The following is a 17,703-nucleotide window of genomic DNA, read 5'->3' as shown; positions in this document are numbered from 1 at the left end:
CCGCCCCGTGACCCTCGCCCTGCGCTACGCCGCGCGCTCCGACGTCGGTCTGGTGCGCCACGACAACCAGGACTCCGCCTACGCCGGACCCAACCTGCTGGTGGTCGCCGACGGCATGGGCGGGCACGCCGGCGGCGACATCGCCTCCAGCCTCGCGATCTCCGCCCTGGCGCCGCTCGACACCCCGGAGCACGGCCCCGACCAGGCGCTGCAGGACCTCGAGGAGACGGTCGAGCGGGCCCGCCAGGACCTCGTGCACGCCTCGGAGATCTCGCCCGAGCTCGCCGGGATGGGCACCACCGTCACGGCGCTGCTGCGCTCCGGCAACACGCTGGCCATGGCGCACCTGGGTGACTCCCGCGCCTACCTGCTGCGCGACGACAAGCTCACCCAGGTCACCGTCGACCACACCTTCGTCCAGCACCTCGTGGACACCGGCCGGATCTCGCCGGACGAGGCCGAGACGCACCCGCAGCGCAACGTCGTCATGCGCGTCCTGGGCGACTTCGACGTCGACCTCACCCCGGACATGTCGATCCGCGAGGCACGGGCCGGCGACCGCTGGCTCCTCTGCTCGGACGGCCTGTCCGGGTTCGTCCCCGTGGACCAGATCACCGAGGTCCTGGCCCGGTGCGAGTCGCCGGACGAGGCGGCGGACATGCTGATCACGCTGGCCATGACCGCGGGCAGCACCGACAACATCACCGTCGTCGTCGCCGACCTGGTCGACGACGAGACCACTCCGGCGGCGGCCCCGACCGAGACGACCCAGGTCGTCGGGGCGGCGGCCACCGACGTGGCCGCCCCGGTCTCTCGCGACACCGGCACCGAGCCGGCGACCACGGAGTCGGCACCGGCCGACCCGGCCGACGACGCTGACGACGAGGACGACGGCACCGACGACGTCCGCCCGAAGCGTCGCCCCTGGATCGGGGTGCTCGTGCTGCTCCTCGTGCTCGCCGGGGTGGGCCTCGGGGGCTGGTGGGCCTACGGCTGGACGCAGGACCAGTACTACCTCGGGGTCGCGGAGGGCCAGGTCGCCGTCTACCAGGGCATCCCGCAGGACGCCGGCCCGTTGACGCTCTCCCGCGCCGTCGAGGTGACGGACACCTCGGTCGACGACCTGCCCGCCTACTGGGTGGAGCGCCTCGACGGCTCGATCCGCACGGGCTCGCTGGACGAGGCGCTGGAACGCGCCGACCGTCTCGCCGAGGAAGCCGCACCGACGCCGGTCCCGAGCCCCTCTCCCAGCCCGTCGTCCTCACCGAGCCCGTCGGGCAGCCCGCGCCCCGACTCCTCGCCGAGCGAGGAGCCCGCGCAGGCGGCGGAGGAGGGTGACGCGTGACCGTTGACGAACCCGCCGTGACGCCACGGCAGCGTCGTCCGCTGCGCCTGGCCGAGGTCTTCCTGCTCCTGCTGGCCCTCGCCGGCGGCATCGGCGGCTACGCGATGGTCGGGACGTCCATCCGCGGGGAGCTGCCGGACAGCTTCTGGGGGAGCAGCGCCCTGCTGGCCGCCACCGCCCTCGTCGCACACATCGTCCTGCGGCTGCGCGCCCCGTGGTCCGACCAGGTCATCCTGCCCGCGGTCGTGCTCCTCAACGGCATCGGGCTGTCGATGATCTGGCGGCTGGAGATCTCCGGCTCGCCCGGCATGGCCCCGGCGGACGCCGTCGGCAACATGACCGCGTCCCTGCTGGGCGCGAGCGTGGCCTTCACCCTCCTGTGGCTGCTGCGCGACCACCGCTGGCTGCGCCGCTACACGTACATCTTCATGCTCGTGGGTCTGCTGCTGGTGTCGCTGCCGCTGATCCCGGGCCTGGGACAGCAGATCAACGGCGCTCGGATCTGGATCACGATCGGCGGCTTCTCGCTGCAGCCCGCCGAGTTCGCGAAGATCGCGCTGGCCGTGTTCTTCGCGGGCTACCTGGTCGTCAACCGGGACACCCTCGCCCTGGCCGGCCCCAAGGTCCTCGGCCTGCACCTGCCGCGCCTGCGGGACCTGGGGCCGATCATGCTCGTCTGGGGCGTGTCCCTGGTCATCCTCGTGTTCCAGCGCGACCTGGGGACGTCGCTGCTCTTCTTCGGCCTGTTCGTCGCGATGCTGTACCAGGCGACGGCCCGCTCGAGCTGGATCCTGCTCGGCATGACGCTGTTCGCCCTGGGGGCGTTCTCCGCGGCCCAGCTGTTCCCGCACGTCGGCGCGCGCATCGACGTCTGGCTGCACCCCCTGGACGCCGAGCAGTACGACCGCGAGGTCGGTGGCTCCTTCCAGCTCGTCCAGGGCATGTTCTCCATGGCGAACGGCGGGTTGTTCGGCACCGGCTGGGGCGAGGGCCGGCCGTTCCAGATCCCGTACGCCTACTCGGACTTCATCTACGCGGCCCTCGGCGAGGAGCTGGGTCTGACCGGCCTGGCCGCGGTCCTGCTGTCCTACCTGCTCATCGTGCAGCGCGGGTTCAAGGCCGCGTTGACCGTGCGGGACGGCTTCGGCAAGCTGCTGGCCGCCGGGCTGGCGTTCGTCATGGCCCTGCAGATCTTCGTCGTCGTCGGCGGGATCACGCGGATCATCCCGCTGACGGGTCTGACGTTGCCGTTCATGGCTCAGGGCGGGTCGTCCCTGCTCGCCAACTGGATCGTCATCGCGCTCCTGCTGCGCATCTCCGACAGCGCACGGCGCCCCTCCGACCTGCCCGTGCGCGGCCAGGTCGGCGCGGCCGAGCGTGAGCCCGTCCTCGTCGGCGGCACGTCCGCGGACGACGGCACCCCTGTGGCCGGCACCCCGTCCGCGGGCGGGACACCCCCGCCCCCGCCCGACGGCGGCACCCCGGCGGCCGGCAACCGGCTGCCACGCCGCAGCCTCACCGAGCGCGAGAGCTCGGGCACCACCGGCGCGAGCGGTTCGTCGGACCCCACCGAGTACATCGACCCGTCCACCCCCGAGGCCCCACGAGGAGGTGACCGCCCGTGAACAAGACCGCTCGTCGTCTGGCCTCGATCGTGATGGTCATGTTCCTCGCGCTGCTGGTCTCCACCACGTGGATCCAGTTCTTCGCCGCGGAGTCGCTCAACAACGACCCGCGCAACGCCCGCACGCTCTACGAGCAGTTCGGCACCGACCGCGGCCCCATCGTGGTCGGCGGCGAGGCCGTGGCCGACTCCGTCCCCGTCGACGACGAGTGGAACTACCAGCGCGAGTACGCCCAGGGACGCCTCTACGCGCCGCTGACCGGGTACTACTCGCTGGTCAGCGGCACCTCCGGCATCGAACGGGCGGAGAACGACTTCCTCGCCGGTTCGGCCGACGCGCTGTGGGCGGACCGGCTGCAGAACCTGCTGACCGGGTCCGACCCGCAGGGGTCCGCCGTCGAGCTCACCGTGAACCCGGCCGCCCAGCAGGCCGCCTGGGACGCTCTCGGTGACCAGCGCGGCGCCGTCGTCGCCCTCGAGCCGTCCACGGGCCGCATCCTGGCGATGGTCTCCAAGCCGACCTTCGACCCGAACGAGCTGGCGACGCACGACACCAAGCAGGCCAACGACGCCTACCTCGCGCTGTCGAACAGCGACGACAAGCCGCTGAACAACCGAGCGACCTCCGAGATCTACCCTCCGGGGTCGACGTTCAAGCTCGTCACCGCCGCCGCGGCGCTGGAGAGCGGGGACTACACGGCCGAGTCGGTCGTGGACGCGCCCGAGACCTACACCCCGCCGGGCACGAACAGCGCCATCCGCAACTACGGTGGCACCTCCTGCTCGCCGTCCGGGGAGCAGACCCTCGCCGACGCGCTGCGGATCTCCTGCAACACGGCGTTCGCCCAGCTCGGCGTCTCCCTCGGCGACGAGGCGTTGCAGGAGCAGGCCGAGGCGTTCGGGTTCAACGAGAGCTTCGCCGTCCCGTTCGGCACGGCGGCCAGCGTCTTCCCGGACCCGCCGATCGACCCGGCCTTCGTGGCGACCTCCGCCATCGGCCAGTGGGACGTCAGGGCGACACCCCTGCAGATCGCCATGGTCTCGGCCGGCATCGCCAACGACGGCGAGGTCATGGAACCCCACTCGGTCGCCCGGGTGCGTGACCAGAACCTCGACGTCGTCTCCGAGACGCGGCCCAGCGGACTCGGCCGTGCCGTCTCCGCCGACACGGCCCAGCAGCTCACCGAGATGATGATCGGCGTCGTCGAGGGCGGGTCCGGCACGGGGGCGCAGATCTCCGGCGTGACCGTGGCCGGCAAGACGGGCACGGCCCAGCACGGCACGGGCTCCGAGCCACCGCACGTGTGGTTCACCGGGTTCGCCCCGGCCGACGACCCGCAGGTGGCCGTCGCCGTCATGGTGGAGGACGGCGGGTCCATCGGGACGTCCGAGGCGACCGGCGGCAGGGTGGCCGCGCCGATCGCGCGGGCCGTCATGGAGGCGGTGCTCAACGAATGAGGCCGACGACCGGACTGTCCCTGGGGGACCGTTACCGCCTGACCCGACGGATCGCCGTCGGGGGCATGGGCGAGGTGTGGGTCGCCGACGACAGCTACCTGGGCCGCGACGTCGCGGTGAAGGTGCTCCGTGAGGAGTACACGGGCAACGAGGACTTCCTGCGTCGGCTGCGCATCGAGGCGCGCAACAGCGCCTCGCTGTCCCACCGCAACATCGCCCAGATGTACGACTACGGCGAGCAGGACGGCGCCGGGTTCCTCGTCATGGAGCTGGTGCTGGGCGAGCCCCTGGCGGACCTGCTCGAGCGCGAGCCCGTGGTGGCGCCCCGCAAGCTGCTGCCGATGCTCGCCGCCACGGCCCGCGGCCTGCACCACGCCCACAAGGCCAAGGTCGTCCACCGCGACGTCAAGCCCGGCAACATCCTGCTGGAGCACGACGGCGGGGTGAAGATCACCGACTTCGGCGTCTCGCTGGCGGCCAACCAGGTGACGATGACCGCGACGGGCATGGTCATGGGGACCGCGCAGTACCTGTCGCCCGAGCAGGCCGTCGGGCAGGCCGCCACCCCCGCCTCCGACCTCTACGCCCTCGGCGTGGTGGCCTACGAGGCCACCGCCGGCAAGCGGCCGTTCACCGGGTCGACCCCGGTGGACATCGCCGTCGCGCACGTCAACAACGCCGTCCCGCCGCTGCCGCAGGCGGTGCACCCGGGCCTGGTCGACGTCATCATGCGGATGCTCGCCAAGGACCCGGGCAAGCGACCGGCGTCCGGAGCCGACCTCGCCGACGAGCTCGACGCGCTCGCCGCCGAGATCGCCGAGGACCCGCTCGGCGCCCGGTCCCGGTCCGCGCGACGCGCCGCCCGCACCGGCCGGCCCGCACCGGTCCGGCACGCGCGCACCGAGGAACCGTCTCCCGCGGCCGAGCGCCGGACGGCTCCGGCCCGTCCGGACCGGTCGGCGGGCGTCGCGACGCCGGACGCGCCGGAGGTGCCGGCACGTCCGTCGCGGGACCCGGCGCGTCCGCCCGTCCCGCGCGCCTACCCGGCGCGGCGCGACGTGCACGGCGCCACTCGCGCGACCCCGGCACAGGTGGAGGAGCGGACCCGCCGGAGCGGCTCCTCCCGCAGCAGGAACCGGTCGGGGCCGGAGCGGACCTCCACGACGACCGGGCACCGGCTCGGACCGCTCGGGCGGCTCTCCTGGCCGCTGCTCGCCCTGCTGGGTCTGCTCGGCGTCCTGCTGGTCGCGACGCTGGTCAGCGGCTCCGGTGGCGACGGGGACGCTTCCGCGACCGCCGGCACGACACATTCCGTGAACGTGGGGGCGATGACCGTGACCGACTCTGGGATGATGCTCCCAGACCCGCCGCGCCCCGTCGGCGCGGCCATGACCGAGAAGGACGTCTGAGTGGTGGAGAACACGCCCCGAGTACTCGCCGGCCGTTACGAGGTCGGTGAGCTCATCGGCCGTGGCGGCATGGCCGAGGTGCACATCGGCCACGACGCACGCCTGGGCCGCACGGTCGCGATCAAGGTGCTGCGGTCCGACCTCGCACGCGACCCGTCGTTCCTCGCCCGGTTCCGCCGCGAGGCGCAGTCCGCCGCGGCCCTCAACCACCCGGCGATCGTCGCCGTCTACGACACCGGCGAGGACATCTCCACCGACGCCGTCGGTCACCAGGTCCACATCCCGTTCATCGTCATGGAGTACGTCGAGGGCCACACGGTCCGGGACATCCTCGCCGACGGCGCCGCCGTGCCGATCGAGGAGGCCGTCGAGATCACGGTCGGCGTGCTCAGCGCGCTCGAGTACTCCCACCACGCGGGCATCGTGCACCGCGACATCAAGCCCGCCAACGTCATGATCACGCCCACGGGTGCGGTCAAGGTGATGGACTTCGGCATCGCCCGCGCCGTCGCCGACTCCGCCGCGACGATGACGCAGGGCCAGGGCGTCATCGGCACCGCGCAGTACCTCTCGCCCGAGCAGGCGCGGGGCGAGCAGGTGGACGCACGCAGCGACCTGTACTCCACCGGCTGCGTGCTGTTCGAGCTGCTCACAGGCCGTCCGCCCTTCATCGGCGACTCCCCGGTGGCGCTGGCCTACCAGCACGTCGGGCAGGCACCGCAGCGGCCCAGCGAGTTCGCCAACGACGTGCCCGAGGTGCTGGACCGCATCGTGCTGACCGCCCTGACGAAGGACCGCGACCAGCGGTACTCGACGGCCGCGGACTTCCGTTCGGACCTCGAGTCCGCGATGCGCGGCGGTGCGGTGGGGGCACCGGCCATCGGTGCGCTGGCGGCCGGCGCTGCTGCCGGCTACGCCGCGACGCAGGTCCTGGGTGACGGCAGCTCGACCCAGGTCATGAATCCCGCCCAGCAGTCGCCGTGGGGGACGACGGGAACGACCGCCGACCAGTCGGCCGTCGGTGCGGGGCCGCCGGAGAGGGACGACCAGAGCCGCAAGGGCCTGATGTGGACCCTCATCGCCGTCGCCGTGCTGGCCCTGGCCACGATCCTGTTCTTCGCGCTGCGCGGCGGCGACTCCGCCCCGGAGACCGTGACGGTGCCCGAGCTCACCTCGGACATGAGCCCGACCGAGGCGGAACGGGCCCTCGAGGCCGTCGGGCTCGGCTTCTCCCAGCGGCCCGACCCCGACTCCGACGAGCCGGAGAACACCCTGACCCGGTCGGACCCGGCGTCGGGCGAGGAGGTCGAGGTCGGCTCGACCGTCGACGTCTTCTTCTCCACCGGCCCGGAGACCTTCGGCATGCCGGACCTCACCGGCCTGTCCCAGGACGAGGCCGAGTCCCAGATCGAGGACGCCGGCCTCGAGGTCGGCGAGGTCTCGGAGCAGGCCAGTGCCGACTTCGACGAGGGCGAGGTCATCTCGACCGACCCGGCACCCCGCGAGGCGGTCGAACCCGGCGACAGCGTCAACCTCACCGTGGCCAACGGCCAGGTCGAGCTGCCGAACCTCATCGGCATGTCCGAGGACGAGGCCAAGAGCACCCTCGACGGCCTCAACATCAGCTGGAACACCGAGCGCCAGGAGGTCGACGACGCCAACGACGCCGGCCGCGTGGTCAACCAGTCGCCCGAGGCGGGCACGATCGGTCGCGACGAGTCGGTGACGATCTCCATCGGCGAGGAGCGTGAGGTCGAGACCGTCCAGCTGCCCGACGTGGTCGGGCTCTCCGCCCAGGAGGCCGAGCAGCGGCTCAACAGCGAGGCCAACGTCAACGTCCAGCAGACGACCGCCAGCTCCGCGGAATACTGCTCCGGCTTCGTCTCGGCCATGGACCCGGGCGCCGGCTCCGAGGTTGAGGTGGGCTCCACCGTCACGATCACCGTCTCGACCGGCGAGCCCGGTCAGAACTGCACCGGTGGTCCGACACCGGAGGAGCAGCCCCCGGGTCAGCAGGACGGGGACGGCAGCGCCGACGACGGTGCGTGGCTCCCGGTCGAGCCGGACCCGACCGACTGACCGCCGGTGGCGGGGACTCCAGAGGTCCCCGCCATCGCACCGTCGGGATCGGCTGGCGACCCGTGGTCGGCCGCTCCCTGTCGGTTCAGAACACCTTCTGTCGAGTCAGGGTGCTCCTGCCGCGAGTCAGGGCGCTCCTGCCATGAGTCAGGACGACCTCGACCGAGTCAGGGCGCGGCACCGGCCGGGTTCCCCGACGAGATCAGACCATGCCGACCCTGACCGGGCCACGCACGTCCTGACTCGGCGAGGATCGTCCTGACTCGACAGAGGTCGTCCTGACTCGGCGAGGATCGGCCTGACTCGGCGGCCTCGGTCCTGACGCGCGCAGAGTCCTGGCCCGGCCGGCCCGTGGGCTGATCAGGCGGCGTGCACGAGCGGTGCCATGCCGGCCGACCGCTCCACGGCACCGGCGTCGCCGCACACGGCCAGCCAGTTGGCGAGGAGCCGGTGACCACCCTCGGTCAGCACCGACTCCGGGTGGAACTGCACCCCGTGCAGCGGCAGCTCGCGGTGCTGGAGTCCCATGACGACCCCGCTGGCGGTCGCCCCCGTGACCTCGAGCTCGGCCGGCACCGTGTGCGGCTCGACGGCGAGGGAGTGGTACCGCGTCGCCGTGAAGGGCGAACCCAGGCCGGCCAGCACGCCGACTCCCCGGTGCTCGACCTCGCTGGTCTTGCCGTGCATGAGCTCGGGCGCGTGGGAGACCGTGGCGCCGTAGACCTCGGCGAGGGCCTGGTGCCCGAGGCAGACGCCCAGCATCGGCGTCGTGGAGCGGGCGCAGGCCCGGATGACGTCCTCGGAGGCCCCCGCCTGCTTCGGCGTTCCCGGCCCGGGGGAGATCAGCACGCCGTCGAACGCTGTGCCGTCCTCGGTGCGGTAGCGCCCGTCGGCGTCCGGCTCGGGCACGGCGTCGTTGCGGACCACGGTGGTACGCGCGCCGAGCTGATCCAGGTAGCCGACGATCGTGTAGACGAAGGAGTCGTAGTTGTCCACGACGAGGATGGAGGTCATGGTGCGTGCGCCTCGACGGTGTTGTCGTTGATGGGGACGTACTCGGAGAACCAGGGGAAGACCCACTCGAAGCAGACCCAGACGGCCGCGACGAAGAGCGCCAGGAGCAGGAGCGCCCGGAACCAGGCCGGACCGGGCAGGGCGCGCCACAACAGGCCGTACATCATCTCACCCCCGCGTCGTCGTCGGCCAGGGCCTGGATCTCGACCCCGGCGTCGAGGAGCTCCGCCGGGACCCCCTCGTCCACCGGCGCCCAGTAGTCCAGCTCGCCGTGCACGACGTAGCGCTGCGCCGCCGAGTACATCGGGTGGCACGCCGTCATCGTGAGGAAGCGCTGGGTCAGCTCGGGCAACGGTTCGCCCGGCCGCACGCCGGGGACCGGGGAGACGACCTCGACCTGGTTCGGCCAGACGATCTGCGACGAGGTCATCTTGTAGACGTACCAGGTGTCCCGGGTCCGCACCACGAGGGCGTCACCCTCCCGGAGATCGGCGATCTGGTGGAAGGGGCGTCCGTAGGTGGTGCGGTGGCCCGCCATCGCGAAGTTGCCGAGCTCACCCGGGTTGGCGCTGTCCGGGTAGTGACCGATCCCGAGCCGGTCGAGCACGGTGGCCTTGTCGATGCCCTCGGCGATCGGCTCGACGTAGTCGGTGCCGAACCGTGGCACGTAGAACTGCGCGAACACCTCGGCGAACGCCGCCTCGTCGGCGGCGGGCGGCTCGCCACGGTGCTCGGAGGCGACCGCCGGGCCCTCGGCAGCGGTGGTGCCGGACGGCACCTCGGCCGCCGGCGGCTCGGGCCAGTCGAGCTCGGCGAGCACCTCGCTGTGGATGCGCTCCGCCTGGACGTCCGTCCACCAGAGCTGCCACACGACGAACAGTCCGAGGACGACCCCGGCGGTGATCAGGAGCTCGCCGAAGACGCCGATCAGGGTGCTGAACGCGCCGCCGCGGCGCCCGGCCTCGACCCCGGACGCGTGCCTCACGAGAAGACGTCCGTTCCGTCGGGCACACCGGCGAACTCGAGGTCCTGGCCACCGGACGCCGCCGGCACCTCGATGTTCTCGACGGGGTCGGCGGCGTACCCGAGATCGATCCAGTCCACGTAGTCACGGTAGATGGCGACGCCGGGGGAGGAGTCGAGCGCCGCCTGGAGCCGGTCGGGGTCCCCGACGGCCTCGACCACGTACGGCGGGGAGAACACCTTGCCGTGCAGCAGCATGATGTTCCCCGAGCACCGGAAGGCGCTGGTCGGCGTCACCCGTTCGCCCTGCAGCGTCATCGCCTCGGCGCCGCCGGCCCACAGGGCGTTGATGACGTGCTGGACGTCCTGCTGGTGCACCACGAGGTCGTCGGCCGTGACGTTCTCGATGGACAACGACGACGACGGCGCATCCTCCAGGCTGACCCGCATCCCCGGACCCTCGACGGGCCAGGCGCCGGAGACGACGCCTTCCTCGGCCCGCAGCTCGGCGGGACGACGCGGGACGTCCCCCGACACGGACGAGCTGAGCTCCTGGATCTGCGCGTCCAGCGCGGCGACCTCGTCGCTCAGGGCGGCGACACGGTCGGACTCCTCGGCGACGACGGCGGAGAGATCCTCGGCGTGCCGGCTCTCGCCACCGCGGCTGAGCTGTGCGCTGACCGTGAAGAGCACGCCCGACAGCGCCAGGACCACCGCGACGGTGATCCCCGAGCGGATGCGTGGTGACACGGTGGGCCCCCTTCGTCATGATCGTGCCCGGAGCGGTGCTGCTGACCACTACGCTAGACGACGAACCGTCGTCGGCGTGCCGGGATCTCGTCCCGGACGTCGCACCATCGTCCTGACAGGAGCCGATCCGTGCCCGAGAAGTCCGAGAAGCCCCGCAAGAAGTCCGACGCCTCGGAGTCGTCGCTGCCGCACAAGGCCTCGGCCAACCCGCGCTGGCTCGTCCCGACGATGCTGACCCTCATGGTCGCCGGACTCGCCTGGATCGTCACCTACTACCTCACGAGCCAGGGCCTCGGCCTGCCGGTCCCCGCCCTGGGGAACTGGAACCTGCTCGTCGGCTTCGCGCTCATCATCGCCGGCTTCTCGCTGACGACCAGGTGGAAGTGACGCTGCTGTACAGGTGACACCGGTGTGATTCCACACCTGTGCATATCCCTGGGGACGACGGCGCGCGGGCCCCGCCGGGGCCCGCGCTCAGAACAGCCCCAGCACTCCCGCTGCGGTCGGCACCGTCGAGTACTTCCACACCGCCGCCGCGACCAGGAGCACACCGACCGCGGTCGGCAGCGCCCAGCCCACCAGTCGCTGCCGCTCCCGGGGAGCGAGCGCGAAACCGGCTCCGAGGGCGAGGCCGACCACGAGCCCGCCCACGTGCGCCTGCCAGGCGATGTTGGGCAGCCACAGCGGCAGCGCCATGTTGATGGCGATCAGCACGACGATCTGTCCCGCGTTGCGACCGAGCCGTCGCAGCACCGGGATGATGGCGCCGAAGAGGCCGAAGACGGCTCCGGAGGCGCCGACCACACCGACGTACCAGCTCTCCTGCAGAGGGTCGGCGAGCAGCAGCACCCCGACCTGGCCGCCGACCGCGGCCAGCACGTAGAGCGCGATGAACCGGGCGCGCCCGAACGCCTGCTCCAGGAACGGCCCCACCAGCCACAGCGCGTACATGTTGAACAGGATGTGCAGCGGGGTCGTCGAGTGCAGGAACGCGGCCGTGAGGAAACGCCAGGGCTCGACCTGACCGATCGCGGGCGAGAACGCCCACTGCTGGGTCCAGGCGCCCCCGGTGGCGAGCTGGAGGATCCAGCTCACCGCGCACAGGCCGATGATCGTCAGGGTGACGACCGGGCGACCTCCCCGCGCCGTCCCGCCGAACACGGTGCGGGCGCTGCGCGTGTTCCGCTGCGCCTCGGCCACGCAGTCGACGCACTGCACGCCGACGGCGGCCGGCCGCTGGCACTCGGGGCACGCCGGACGGCCGCACCGCTGGCAGCGCACGTAGGAGACGCGGTCCGGGTGGCGCGGGCAGACGGGAGGCGCGTCCGTCGGCGGACCCGACGGCGGGAGCGGCGGGGTGCTGATGGTCGGGTCCTTCAGTCCTCGATCGTCACGCTCTGGATGACGACGTCCTCGACAGGACGGTCACCCGGTCGCGTCTGGGTGGTGTTGACGGCGTCCACCACGGCGCGGGACGCGTCGTCGGCCACCTCGCCGAAGATCGTGTGCTTGCCGTTCAGCCACGGCGTCTCGGCGGTCGTGATGAAGAACTGGGACCCGTTGGTCCCCTCGGCCGCACCGGTCACCGGGTTGCGGCGCTTGCCGGCGTTGGCCATCGCCAGCAGGTACTTGCGGTCGAACGAGAGCTCCGGGTGGATCTCGTCGTCGAAGGTGTAGCCCGGACCGCCCGTACCGGTGCCGAGCGGGTCCCCGCCCTGGATCATGAAGTTCTCGATGACGCGGTGGAAGATCACGCCGTCGTACAGCGGCTCGTTGCGCTCGGCGCCGGTCCGCGGGTCGGTCCACGGCGTCGTCCCGCGGGCCAGACCGACGAAGTTCGCGACGGTCTTCGGCGCGTGGTTCGGGAACAGCTCGAGGCGGATGTCACCAGCGGTGGTGTGGAGGGTTGCGAACATGGCACCCATCATGTCACCACCCGGGGAACGGGCGAGGCACCTGGCGTGTGACGCTGCGCCCTTGTACCAGGGGTGGCAGAGTGGGGCCATGGTGCAGACTCCCAAGATCGACCCCGCCAAGGTGAAGGACTCCACCGCGGAGGTCACGGCCGCGCTGTACGGCGCGGGCACCCGTGCCGCGGGCAGCGCCAAGGACGCCGCAGGTCAGGCCAAGGACTGGGCCGGGCCGCGCTACGACGCCTTCGTCGAGTGGCTCAGGCCACGCGCGGAGAAGGCGTGGTACGACAGCGTCCAGGCTGCCGCACCCCGCGTGGAGGAAGCGGCCGGCAAGGCCGCACCGCTCGTCGACAAGACGCACGACAAGATCGTCGACGAGTATCTCCCCCAGATCGTGACCGCGTTCAACGCCGCGGCCGCCAAGGCGGCGCTCACCGCGGAACAGGCCAACAAGGCCGCGAAGAAGGCCGCCGCGGCGGCCGAGAAGTCGGCGCGCAAGTCGCAGCGCCGGTCCCGCCGGCGCAAGACCGTCGGCTGGTCCGTCGTGCTCGGCGCTCTGGCGGCCGTCGGCTACGCCTTCTACCGCCGTGCCCAGCCGCAGAACGACCCGTGGGCCGAGCCGTGGGAGCAGTCCCGGACGCCGGACTTCGACGGTGTCGCGCGGGACGCCCGCCACGCGGTCGGTGACGCGGCCGAGGCCGTCGGCGAGGCCGCCGGCTCCGCCGTCGCCAAGGGCAAGGAGGCCGTCTCCGAGGCCCGCGAGAAGGCCGCCTCCCGGACGTCCAAGTCCCGCCAGAAGACGACCGAGGCGAGCGGCGAGACCGCCGAGAAGTCCGGTGCGGCGGCGGCGGCCGGGGCCGACAAGACCGCCGGCTCCACTTCGAAGACGGGTGCGGGCGCCAGCTCGTCGGCGGACAAGCCCGCCGGGTCCACCCCGAAGTCCGGGTCGGCGACGAAGGCTGCCGAGGACGCGAAGAACGCCGCGGGCCAGGCATCGCCCGCCGAGGACAAGAAGGAGTAGTCGTCAGCTGATCCCCGACGACGACGAGAGCCCCCGTCCTCGAGGACGGGGGCTCTCGTGCTGTCTCGCGGGTGGAGCCAGGGGGACTCGAACCCCCAACCCCCTGCTTGCAAAGCAGGTGCGCTACCAATTGCGCCATGGCCCCTGGGGGTCGTCAGTCGAGCGAGTCGGTGACCTCGGTCCACAGGTCCCGGTCCGCGGCGTCCTCCGAGAGGCGGCGCCAGACGACGTAACCGACGGTCGCGGTCAGCAGGGCGACGACGATCTTCTTCACTTCGGACCTCCTCGTCGACCGTGGAGTGGGGCTAGGAGGACTTGAACCTCCGACCTCTTCCTTATCAGGGAAGCGCTCTAACCGTCTGAGCTATAGCCCCTCGCAGCACGTCCTCGGTGAGGGCGTGCAGCACGGAACATTACCGTACCGGCCCCACCGGTCCCAAACCGGAACCGGGGCGGCCGGGTGTGACGTCCGTCGCGCGGTGGCGACGGGTCGTCACTCGTCCGTCAGGGTGAGATGCACACCGCCGACCAGGGCCGCGGTGATGTTGTACAGCATCGCCATGATGGTCGCGATGGCCGTGAAGAGGACGACGTTGACCAGGGCGATCAGGGTCGCCAGGGACAGCGTGCGCTCGAACTGGACGATCTGGGTGATGTCGACGGCCTGGGGCCCGAGCGTCGAGATGAGGAACTCCTGGATCGTGGCGAACGTCCCGATCGAGTTCAGCGAGTACCAGACGACGGCGGTCGCGACGACGGTCATGATCCCCAGGGCCACGGAGAGCAGGAACGCCAGCTTCATGATCGACCAGGGGTCGATCCTCGACACCGACAGGCGGACGCGACGCGGGCTGCCGAGGCCCTCGGGCCCGGCGACCGACGGCTGCGTGCCGGTCTGCGGCGACCCGTCGGCGGTCGGCGACTGCTGCGCGGTGCCGTGGACGCCACCCGCCGAGTAGTGCATCTCCGGGCGGGGTCCCGAGGACGTGCTGCTCGGCGGCGGGGGAGGTGCGGACGACCCGGTGGAGCTGCTGTCGTGCGACCCGGACGTGGACATCCCGGCCGAGGCGGCGGACGCGGCGGACTGGACCTTCTTGGCCGCCGTCCGCGCGGCGGCCAGGGCGACCGCGGCGGCCTTGACGGCACCGTTCTTGTCGGACGTCTCGGCGGCGGGACCGCCGGCTGGCCGGTCCGAGCTCGACGCCGGGCGGCCGGCCGTCGGAGCCGGGTCGGACGTCGACGCCGGCGTGGCCGACGTCGAGGCCTCGTCGGCCGCCTGACCGTGCGTGGCCGGCTGGGCGGGCTCGGCGCGGTCGGCCCCGGCCGTGGACTCGCTGCGACCGTTCGGCGTCGAGGACTCCGTCGTCTCGCCGGCCTCGCCCGGGGCGGTCGCGGACGTCCCGGCGGCGGTGGCGGACGACGACTCCTTCGCCGTCCCGGACCCGTTCGTGGGCTCGCTGCTGTCGACCGGTGCGGTCGCGGAGGTGTCCGCCTTCGGCGTCGTCTTCTGGCTGACCATCAGATGTTCCCGTCCCCGGTCTCGTCCTGCTCCGGCGTGCCCGCCGTCGCCTCCTGCGTCGGCTCGACGTCGTCGGCCTCGTGTTCAACGCTAACCGACTCCGCCTCCGCGCGGCGCTCGACGTTCCGTGCGACGGCGATGATGCGGTCTCCTCTGTCCGGCTTTGCGAAGGTCACACCCTGCGTGGTGCGCCCCGTCAGGTTCACCTCGTCCACGCGGGAGCGGACGATCTTGCCCTTGGACATGATCACCAGCACCTCGGTGTCCGGTTCGGTGACGAGCGCCCCCACGAGGTCGCCGCGCGCCTCGACCAGGTTCGCCACCTTGATGCCGTAACCGTTGCGACCCTGGAGACGGTACTCCTCGATCCGGGTGCGCTTGGCGAACCCGCCCTCGGTGACGACGAACAGGTCGGTGTCCGGCTCGACGACGTCGGCCGCGAGCAGCTCGTCGCCCGCCCGGAACTTCATGCCCGTCACGCCGGAGGTGGCGCGTCCCATCGGCCGGAGCGTGTCGTCGTCGGCCGCGAAGCGGATCGACTGGCCCTTGCGCGACACAAGGATGAGCTCGTCGTCGGCGTCGACCAGGCGTGCCGCGACGAGCTCGTCCGGGGTGCCGTCCTCGTCCGTGCGCAGGTTGATCGCGATGAGTCCGCCGCTGCGCGGGGAGTCGTAGTCGGTCAGCCGGGTCTTCTTGACCAGTCCACGCCGGGTGGCGAGCACCAGGTACTCGGCGTCGTCGTAGTCCCGCAGCGCCAGGACCTGGGCGATCTGCTCGCCCGGCTGGAAGGCGAGCAGGTTGGCCACGTGCTGGCCCTTGGCGTCGCGCGCGCCCTCGGGGATCTCGTACCCCTTGGCGCGGTAGACACGGCCGGCGTCGGTGAAGAACAGCAGCCAGTGGTGCGTCGTGGTCACGAAGAAGTGGTCGACGATGTCGTCCTCGCGCAGCTGCGCCCCGCGGATGCCCTTGCCGCCGCGCCGCTGGGCCCGGTAGGAGTCGGTGCGGGTGCGCTTGGCGTACCCGCCGCGGGTGATCGTGACGACCACGTCCTCCTCGGGGATGAGGTCCTCGATGGACATGTCGCCGTCGAACGGCAGGATCTGCGTGCGGCGCTCGTCGCCCCAGCGCTCGACGACGGCGTCCAGCTCGTCGGCGACGATCGTCCGCTGGCGCTCGGGCCGGGCCAGGATGTCCTGGTAGTCGTCGATCTGCGCCTGCAGCTTGGCGTGCTCCTCCAGGATCTGCTGCCGCTCCAGGGCCGCGAGACGGCGCAGCTGCAGGGCCAGGATCGCGCTCGCCTGCTGCTCGTCGATGTCGAGCAGGTCCATGAGCCCGGAACGTGCCTGCTCGGCGTCCGGGGAGCGACGGATGAGGGCGATGACCTCGTCGAGGGCGTCGAGGGCCTTGAGGTAGCCCTCGTAGATGTGGATCTTGTCCTGGGCCTCGCGGAGCAGGAACTCGGTCCGGCGCCGCACGACCTCGATCTGGTGCGTCGTCCAGTGCCGCACGAACGCGTCGAGGCTCAGGGTGCGGGGCACGTCGTCGACGAGCGCGAGCATGTTCGCGCTGAAGTTCTCCTGCAGCGACGTGTGCTTGTACAGGTTGTTCAGCACGACCTTCGCGACGGCGTCGCGCTTGAGGACGATGACCAGACGCTGTCCGGTGCGCCCCGAGGTCTCGTCCCGGATGTCGGCGATGCCGGCGATCCTGCCGTCGTTGACCAGGTCCGCGATCTTCGTGGCCAGGTTGTCCGGGTTGACCTGGTAGGGCAGCTCGGTGATGACCAGGCAGATCCGGTTCTGGATCTCCTCGACGTTGACCACGGCGCGCATCGTGATCGACCCGCGCCCGGTGCGGTACGCCTCCTCGAGGCCCTGGGTCCCGAGGATCTGGGCGCCGGTGGGGAAGTCCGGCCCCTTGATGCGCTGGAGCAGCGCCTCGAGCAGCTCTTCCTTCGAGGCCTCGGGGTGGTCCAGGTGCCACCGCACGCCCGCGGCGACCTCCCGCAGGTTGTGCGGCGGGATGTTCGTCGCCATGCCGACGGCGATGCCGGCGGACCCGTTGACCAGCAGGTTCGGGATGCGCGAGGGCAGGACCGTCGGCTCCTGGGTGCGGCCGTCGTAGTTGTCCTGGAAGTCGACGGTGTCCTTCTCGATGTCCCGCACCATCTCCAGGGCGAGCGGGTCCATCTTGCACTCGGTGTACCGCGGGGCGGCCGCCGGGTCGTTGCCGGGGGAGCCGAAGTTCCCCTGGCCGGCCACGAGCGGGTACCGCATCGACCAGTCCTGCACGAGGCGGACCAGGGCGTCGTAGATCGCCGTGTCACCGTGCGGGTGGTACTTGCCCATGACGTCGCCGACGACGCGCGAGCACTTGGAGAACGAGCGGTCCGGCCGGTAGCCGCCGTCGTACATCGCGTACAGCACCCGCCGGTGGACCGGCTTGAGGCCGTCACGCACGTCGGGCAGGGCACGCCCGACGATGACGCTCATCGCGTAGTCGAGGTAGCTGCGCTGCATCTCGAGCTGCAGGTCGACCTGCTCGATGCGTCCGTGCGCGATGGCCGTCAGGGCCTCCGGGGGACCGCCGTCGGCGCCCTCGGCCATGT

General features: G+C 71.7%; 16 protein-coding genes and 2 tRNA genes. 7 read left to right on the top strand and 11 right to left on the bottom strand.

The features are described from left to right. The first annotated feature begins 7 nt into the window (after positions 1 to 7). Genes HLI28_RS06525 through pknB form a run of 5 tightly spaced genes read left to right on the top strand, consistent with a single transcriptional unit; the run spans position 8 to position 7,915 of the window. A complete protein-coding gene (locus tag HLI28_RS06525; RefSeq protein WP_171246692.1) occupies positions 8 to 1,345 on the top strand; it encodes a protein phosphatase 2C domain-containing protein in 1,338 nt (445 codons plus the stop codon). Then, positions 1,342 to 2,970, top strand: a complete 1,629-nt coding sequence (locus HLI28_RS06520; protein ID WP_343035702.1) for an FtsW/RodA/SpoVE family cell cycle protein — start codon at positions 1,342 to 1,344, stop codon at positions 2,968 to 2,970. The genes HLI28_RS06525 and HLI28_RS06520 overlap by 4 nt, the downstream gene beginning before the upstream one ends. After that, positions 2,967 to 4,427, top strand: coding sequence for a penicillin-binding transpeptidase domain-containing protein (locus HLI28_RS06515; protein ID WP_171246691.1), 1,461 nt, complete (start codon positions 2,967 to 2,969; stop codon positions 4,425 to 4,427). Before HLI28_RS06520 ends, HLI28_RS06515 begins: the two co-directional genes overlap by 4 nt. Beyond that, positions 4,424 to 5,836 carry a serine/threonine-protein kinase gene (locus HLI28_RS06510; protein WP_171246690.1) on the top strand — a complete coding sequence of 471 codons (1,413 nt, stop codon included), beginning with the start codon at positions 4,424 to 4,426 and terminating at the stop codon, positions 5,834 to 5,836. The genes HLI28_RS06515 and HLI28_RS06510 overlap by 4 nt, the downstream gene beginning before the upstream one ends. Then, a complete protein-coding gene (gene pknB / locus HLI28_RS06505; RefSeq protein ID WP_171246689.1) occupies positions 5,837 to 7,915 on the top strand; it encodes a Stk1 family PASTA domain-containing Ser/Thr kinase in 2,079 nt (692 codons plus the stop codon). Positions 7,916 to 8,275: 360 nt separating this feature from the next. On the opposite strand, the gene HLI28_RS06500 is transcribed toward pknB, so the two are convergent. From HLI28_RS06500 to HLI28_RS06485, 4 genes are read right to left on the bottom strand one after another with little or no spacing between them, the layout of a single operon-like run. After that, positions 8,276 to 8,929 carry an aminodeoxychorismate/anthranilate synthase component II gene (locus HLI28_RS06500; RefSeq protein ID WP_171246688.1) on the bottom strand — a complete coding sequence of 218 codons (654 nt, stop codon included), beginning with the start codon at positions 8,927 to 8,929 and terminating at the stop codon, positions 8,276 to 8,278. After that, complete coding sequence (locus tag HLI28_RS06495) at positions 8,926 to 9,093, bottom strand: hypothetical protein (protein WP_171246687.1); 168 nt, start codon at positions 9,091 to 9,093, stop codon at positions 8,926 to 8,928. The genes HLI28_RS06500 and HLI28_RS06495 overlap by 4 nt, the downstream gene beginning before the upstream one ends. After that, positions 9,093 to 9,914, bottom strand: coding sequence for a class E sortase (locus HLI28_RS06490; protein WP_171246686.1), 822 nt, complete (start codon positions 9,912 to 9,914; stop codon positions 9,093 to 9,095). The genes HLI28_RS06495 and HLI28_RS06490 overlap by 1 nt, the downstream gene beginning before the upstream one ends. Next, positions 9,911 to 10,642: a DUF881 domain-containing protein gene (locus HLI28_RS06485; RefSeq protein WP_171246685.1), complete on the bottom strand. Its 732-nt coding sequence runs from the start codon at positions 10,640 to 10,642 to the stop codon at positions 9,911 to 9,913. Before HLI28_RS06485 ends, HLI28_RS06490 begins: the two co-directional genes overlap by 4 nt. Positions 10,643 to 10,771: 129 nt before the next feature. Between HLI28_RS06485 and HLI28_RS06480 the strand changes: the two genes are divergently transcribed. Then, positions 10,772 to 11,029 carry a cell division protein CrgA gene (locus tag HLI28_RS06480; protein ID WP_171246684.1) on the top strand — a complete coding sequence of 86 codons (258 nt, stop codon included), beginning with the start codon at positions 10,772 to 10,774 and terminating at the stop codon, positions 11,027 to 11,029. An 87-nt stretch (positions 11,030 to 11,116) separates the two neighbouring features. Here HLI28_RS06480 and HLI28_RS06475 read toward each other — a convergent pair whose 3' ends face one another. Both HLI28_RS06475 and HLI28_RS06470 read right to left on the bottom strand, forming a co-directional pair. Further along, positions 11,117 to 11,842, bottom strand: a complete 726-nt coding sequence (locus HLI28_RS06475) for a rhomboid family intramembrane serine protease (protein ID WP_343035701.1) — start codon at positions 11,840 to 11,842, stop codon at positions 11,117 to 11,119. A gap of 176 nt (positions 11,843 to 12,018) precedes the next feature. Continuing rightward, positions 12,019 to 12,558: a peptidylprolyl isomerase gene (locus HLI28_RS06470; RefSeq protein WP_171246683.1), complete on the bottom strand. Its 540-nt coding sequence runs from the start codon at positions 12,556 to 12,558 to the stop codon at positions 12,019 to 12,021. An 88-nt stretch (positions 12,559 to 12,646) separates the two neighbouring features. On the opposite strand from HLI28_RS06470, the gene HLI28_RS06465 reads away from it, so the two are divergent. Further along, positions 12,647 to 13,576 (top strand): hypothetical protein, encoded by a 930-nt coding sequence (locus HLI28_RS06465; RefSeq protein WP_171246682.1) that lies wholly within the window; start codon positions 12,647 to 12,649, stop codon positions 13,574 to 13,576. Positions 13,577 to 13,648: 72 nt separating this feature from the next. Here the strand turns inward: HLI28_RS06465 and HLI28_RS06460 are convergent. The 5 genes from HLI28_RS06460 to gyrA form a co-directional block, all read right to left on the bottom strand. After that, a tRNA-Ala gene (locus tag HLI28_RS06460) sits at positions 13,649 to 13,721 on the bottom strand. A 9-nt stretch (positions 13,722 to 13,730) separates the two neighbouring features. Then, complete coding sequence (locus HLI28_RS15255; protein ID WP_304602977.1) at positions 13,731 to 13,850, bottom strand: DLW-39 family protein; 120 nt, start codon at positions 13,848 to 13,850, stop codon at positions 13,731 to 13,733. A gap of 26 nt (positions 13,851 to 13,876) precedes the next feature. Further along, positions 13,877 to 13,950: transfer RNA gene (locus HLI28_RS06455), tRNA-Ile, on the bottom strand. A 119-nt stretch (positions 13,951 to 14,069) separates the two neighbouring features. Then, positions 14,070 to 15,095, bottom strand: a complete 1,026-nt coding sequence (locus HLI28_RS15495) for a DUF3566 domain-containing protein (RefSeq protein WP_246246467.1) — start codon at positions 15,093 to 15,095, stop codon at positions 14,070 to 14,072. Continuing rightward, positions 15,095 to 17,701 carry a DNA gyrase subunit A gene (gene gyrA, locus HLI28_RS06445; RefSeq protein WP_171246788.1) on the bottom strand — a complete coding sequence of 869 codons (2,607 nt, stop codon included), beginning with the start codon at positions 17,699 to 17,701 and terminating at the stop codon, positions 15,095 to 15,097. The genes HLI28_RS15495 and gyrA overlap by 1 nt, the downstream gene beginning before the upstream one ends. Between the last annotated feature and the right edge of the window lie 2 nt (positions 17,702 to 17,703).

Origin of the sequence: Isoptericola sediminis, assembly GCF_013085345.1 — a bacterium.
Lineage (GTDB): Bacteria > Actinomycetota > Actinomycetes > Actinomycetales > Cellulomonadaceae > Isoptericola > Isoptericola sediminis.
Note: the sequence above shows the minus strand (reverse complement) of the source record. Positions and strands in the feature narration are given on the sequence as shown.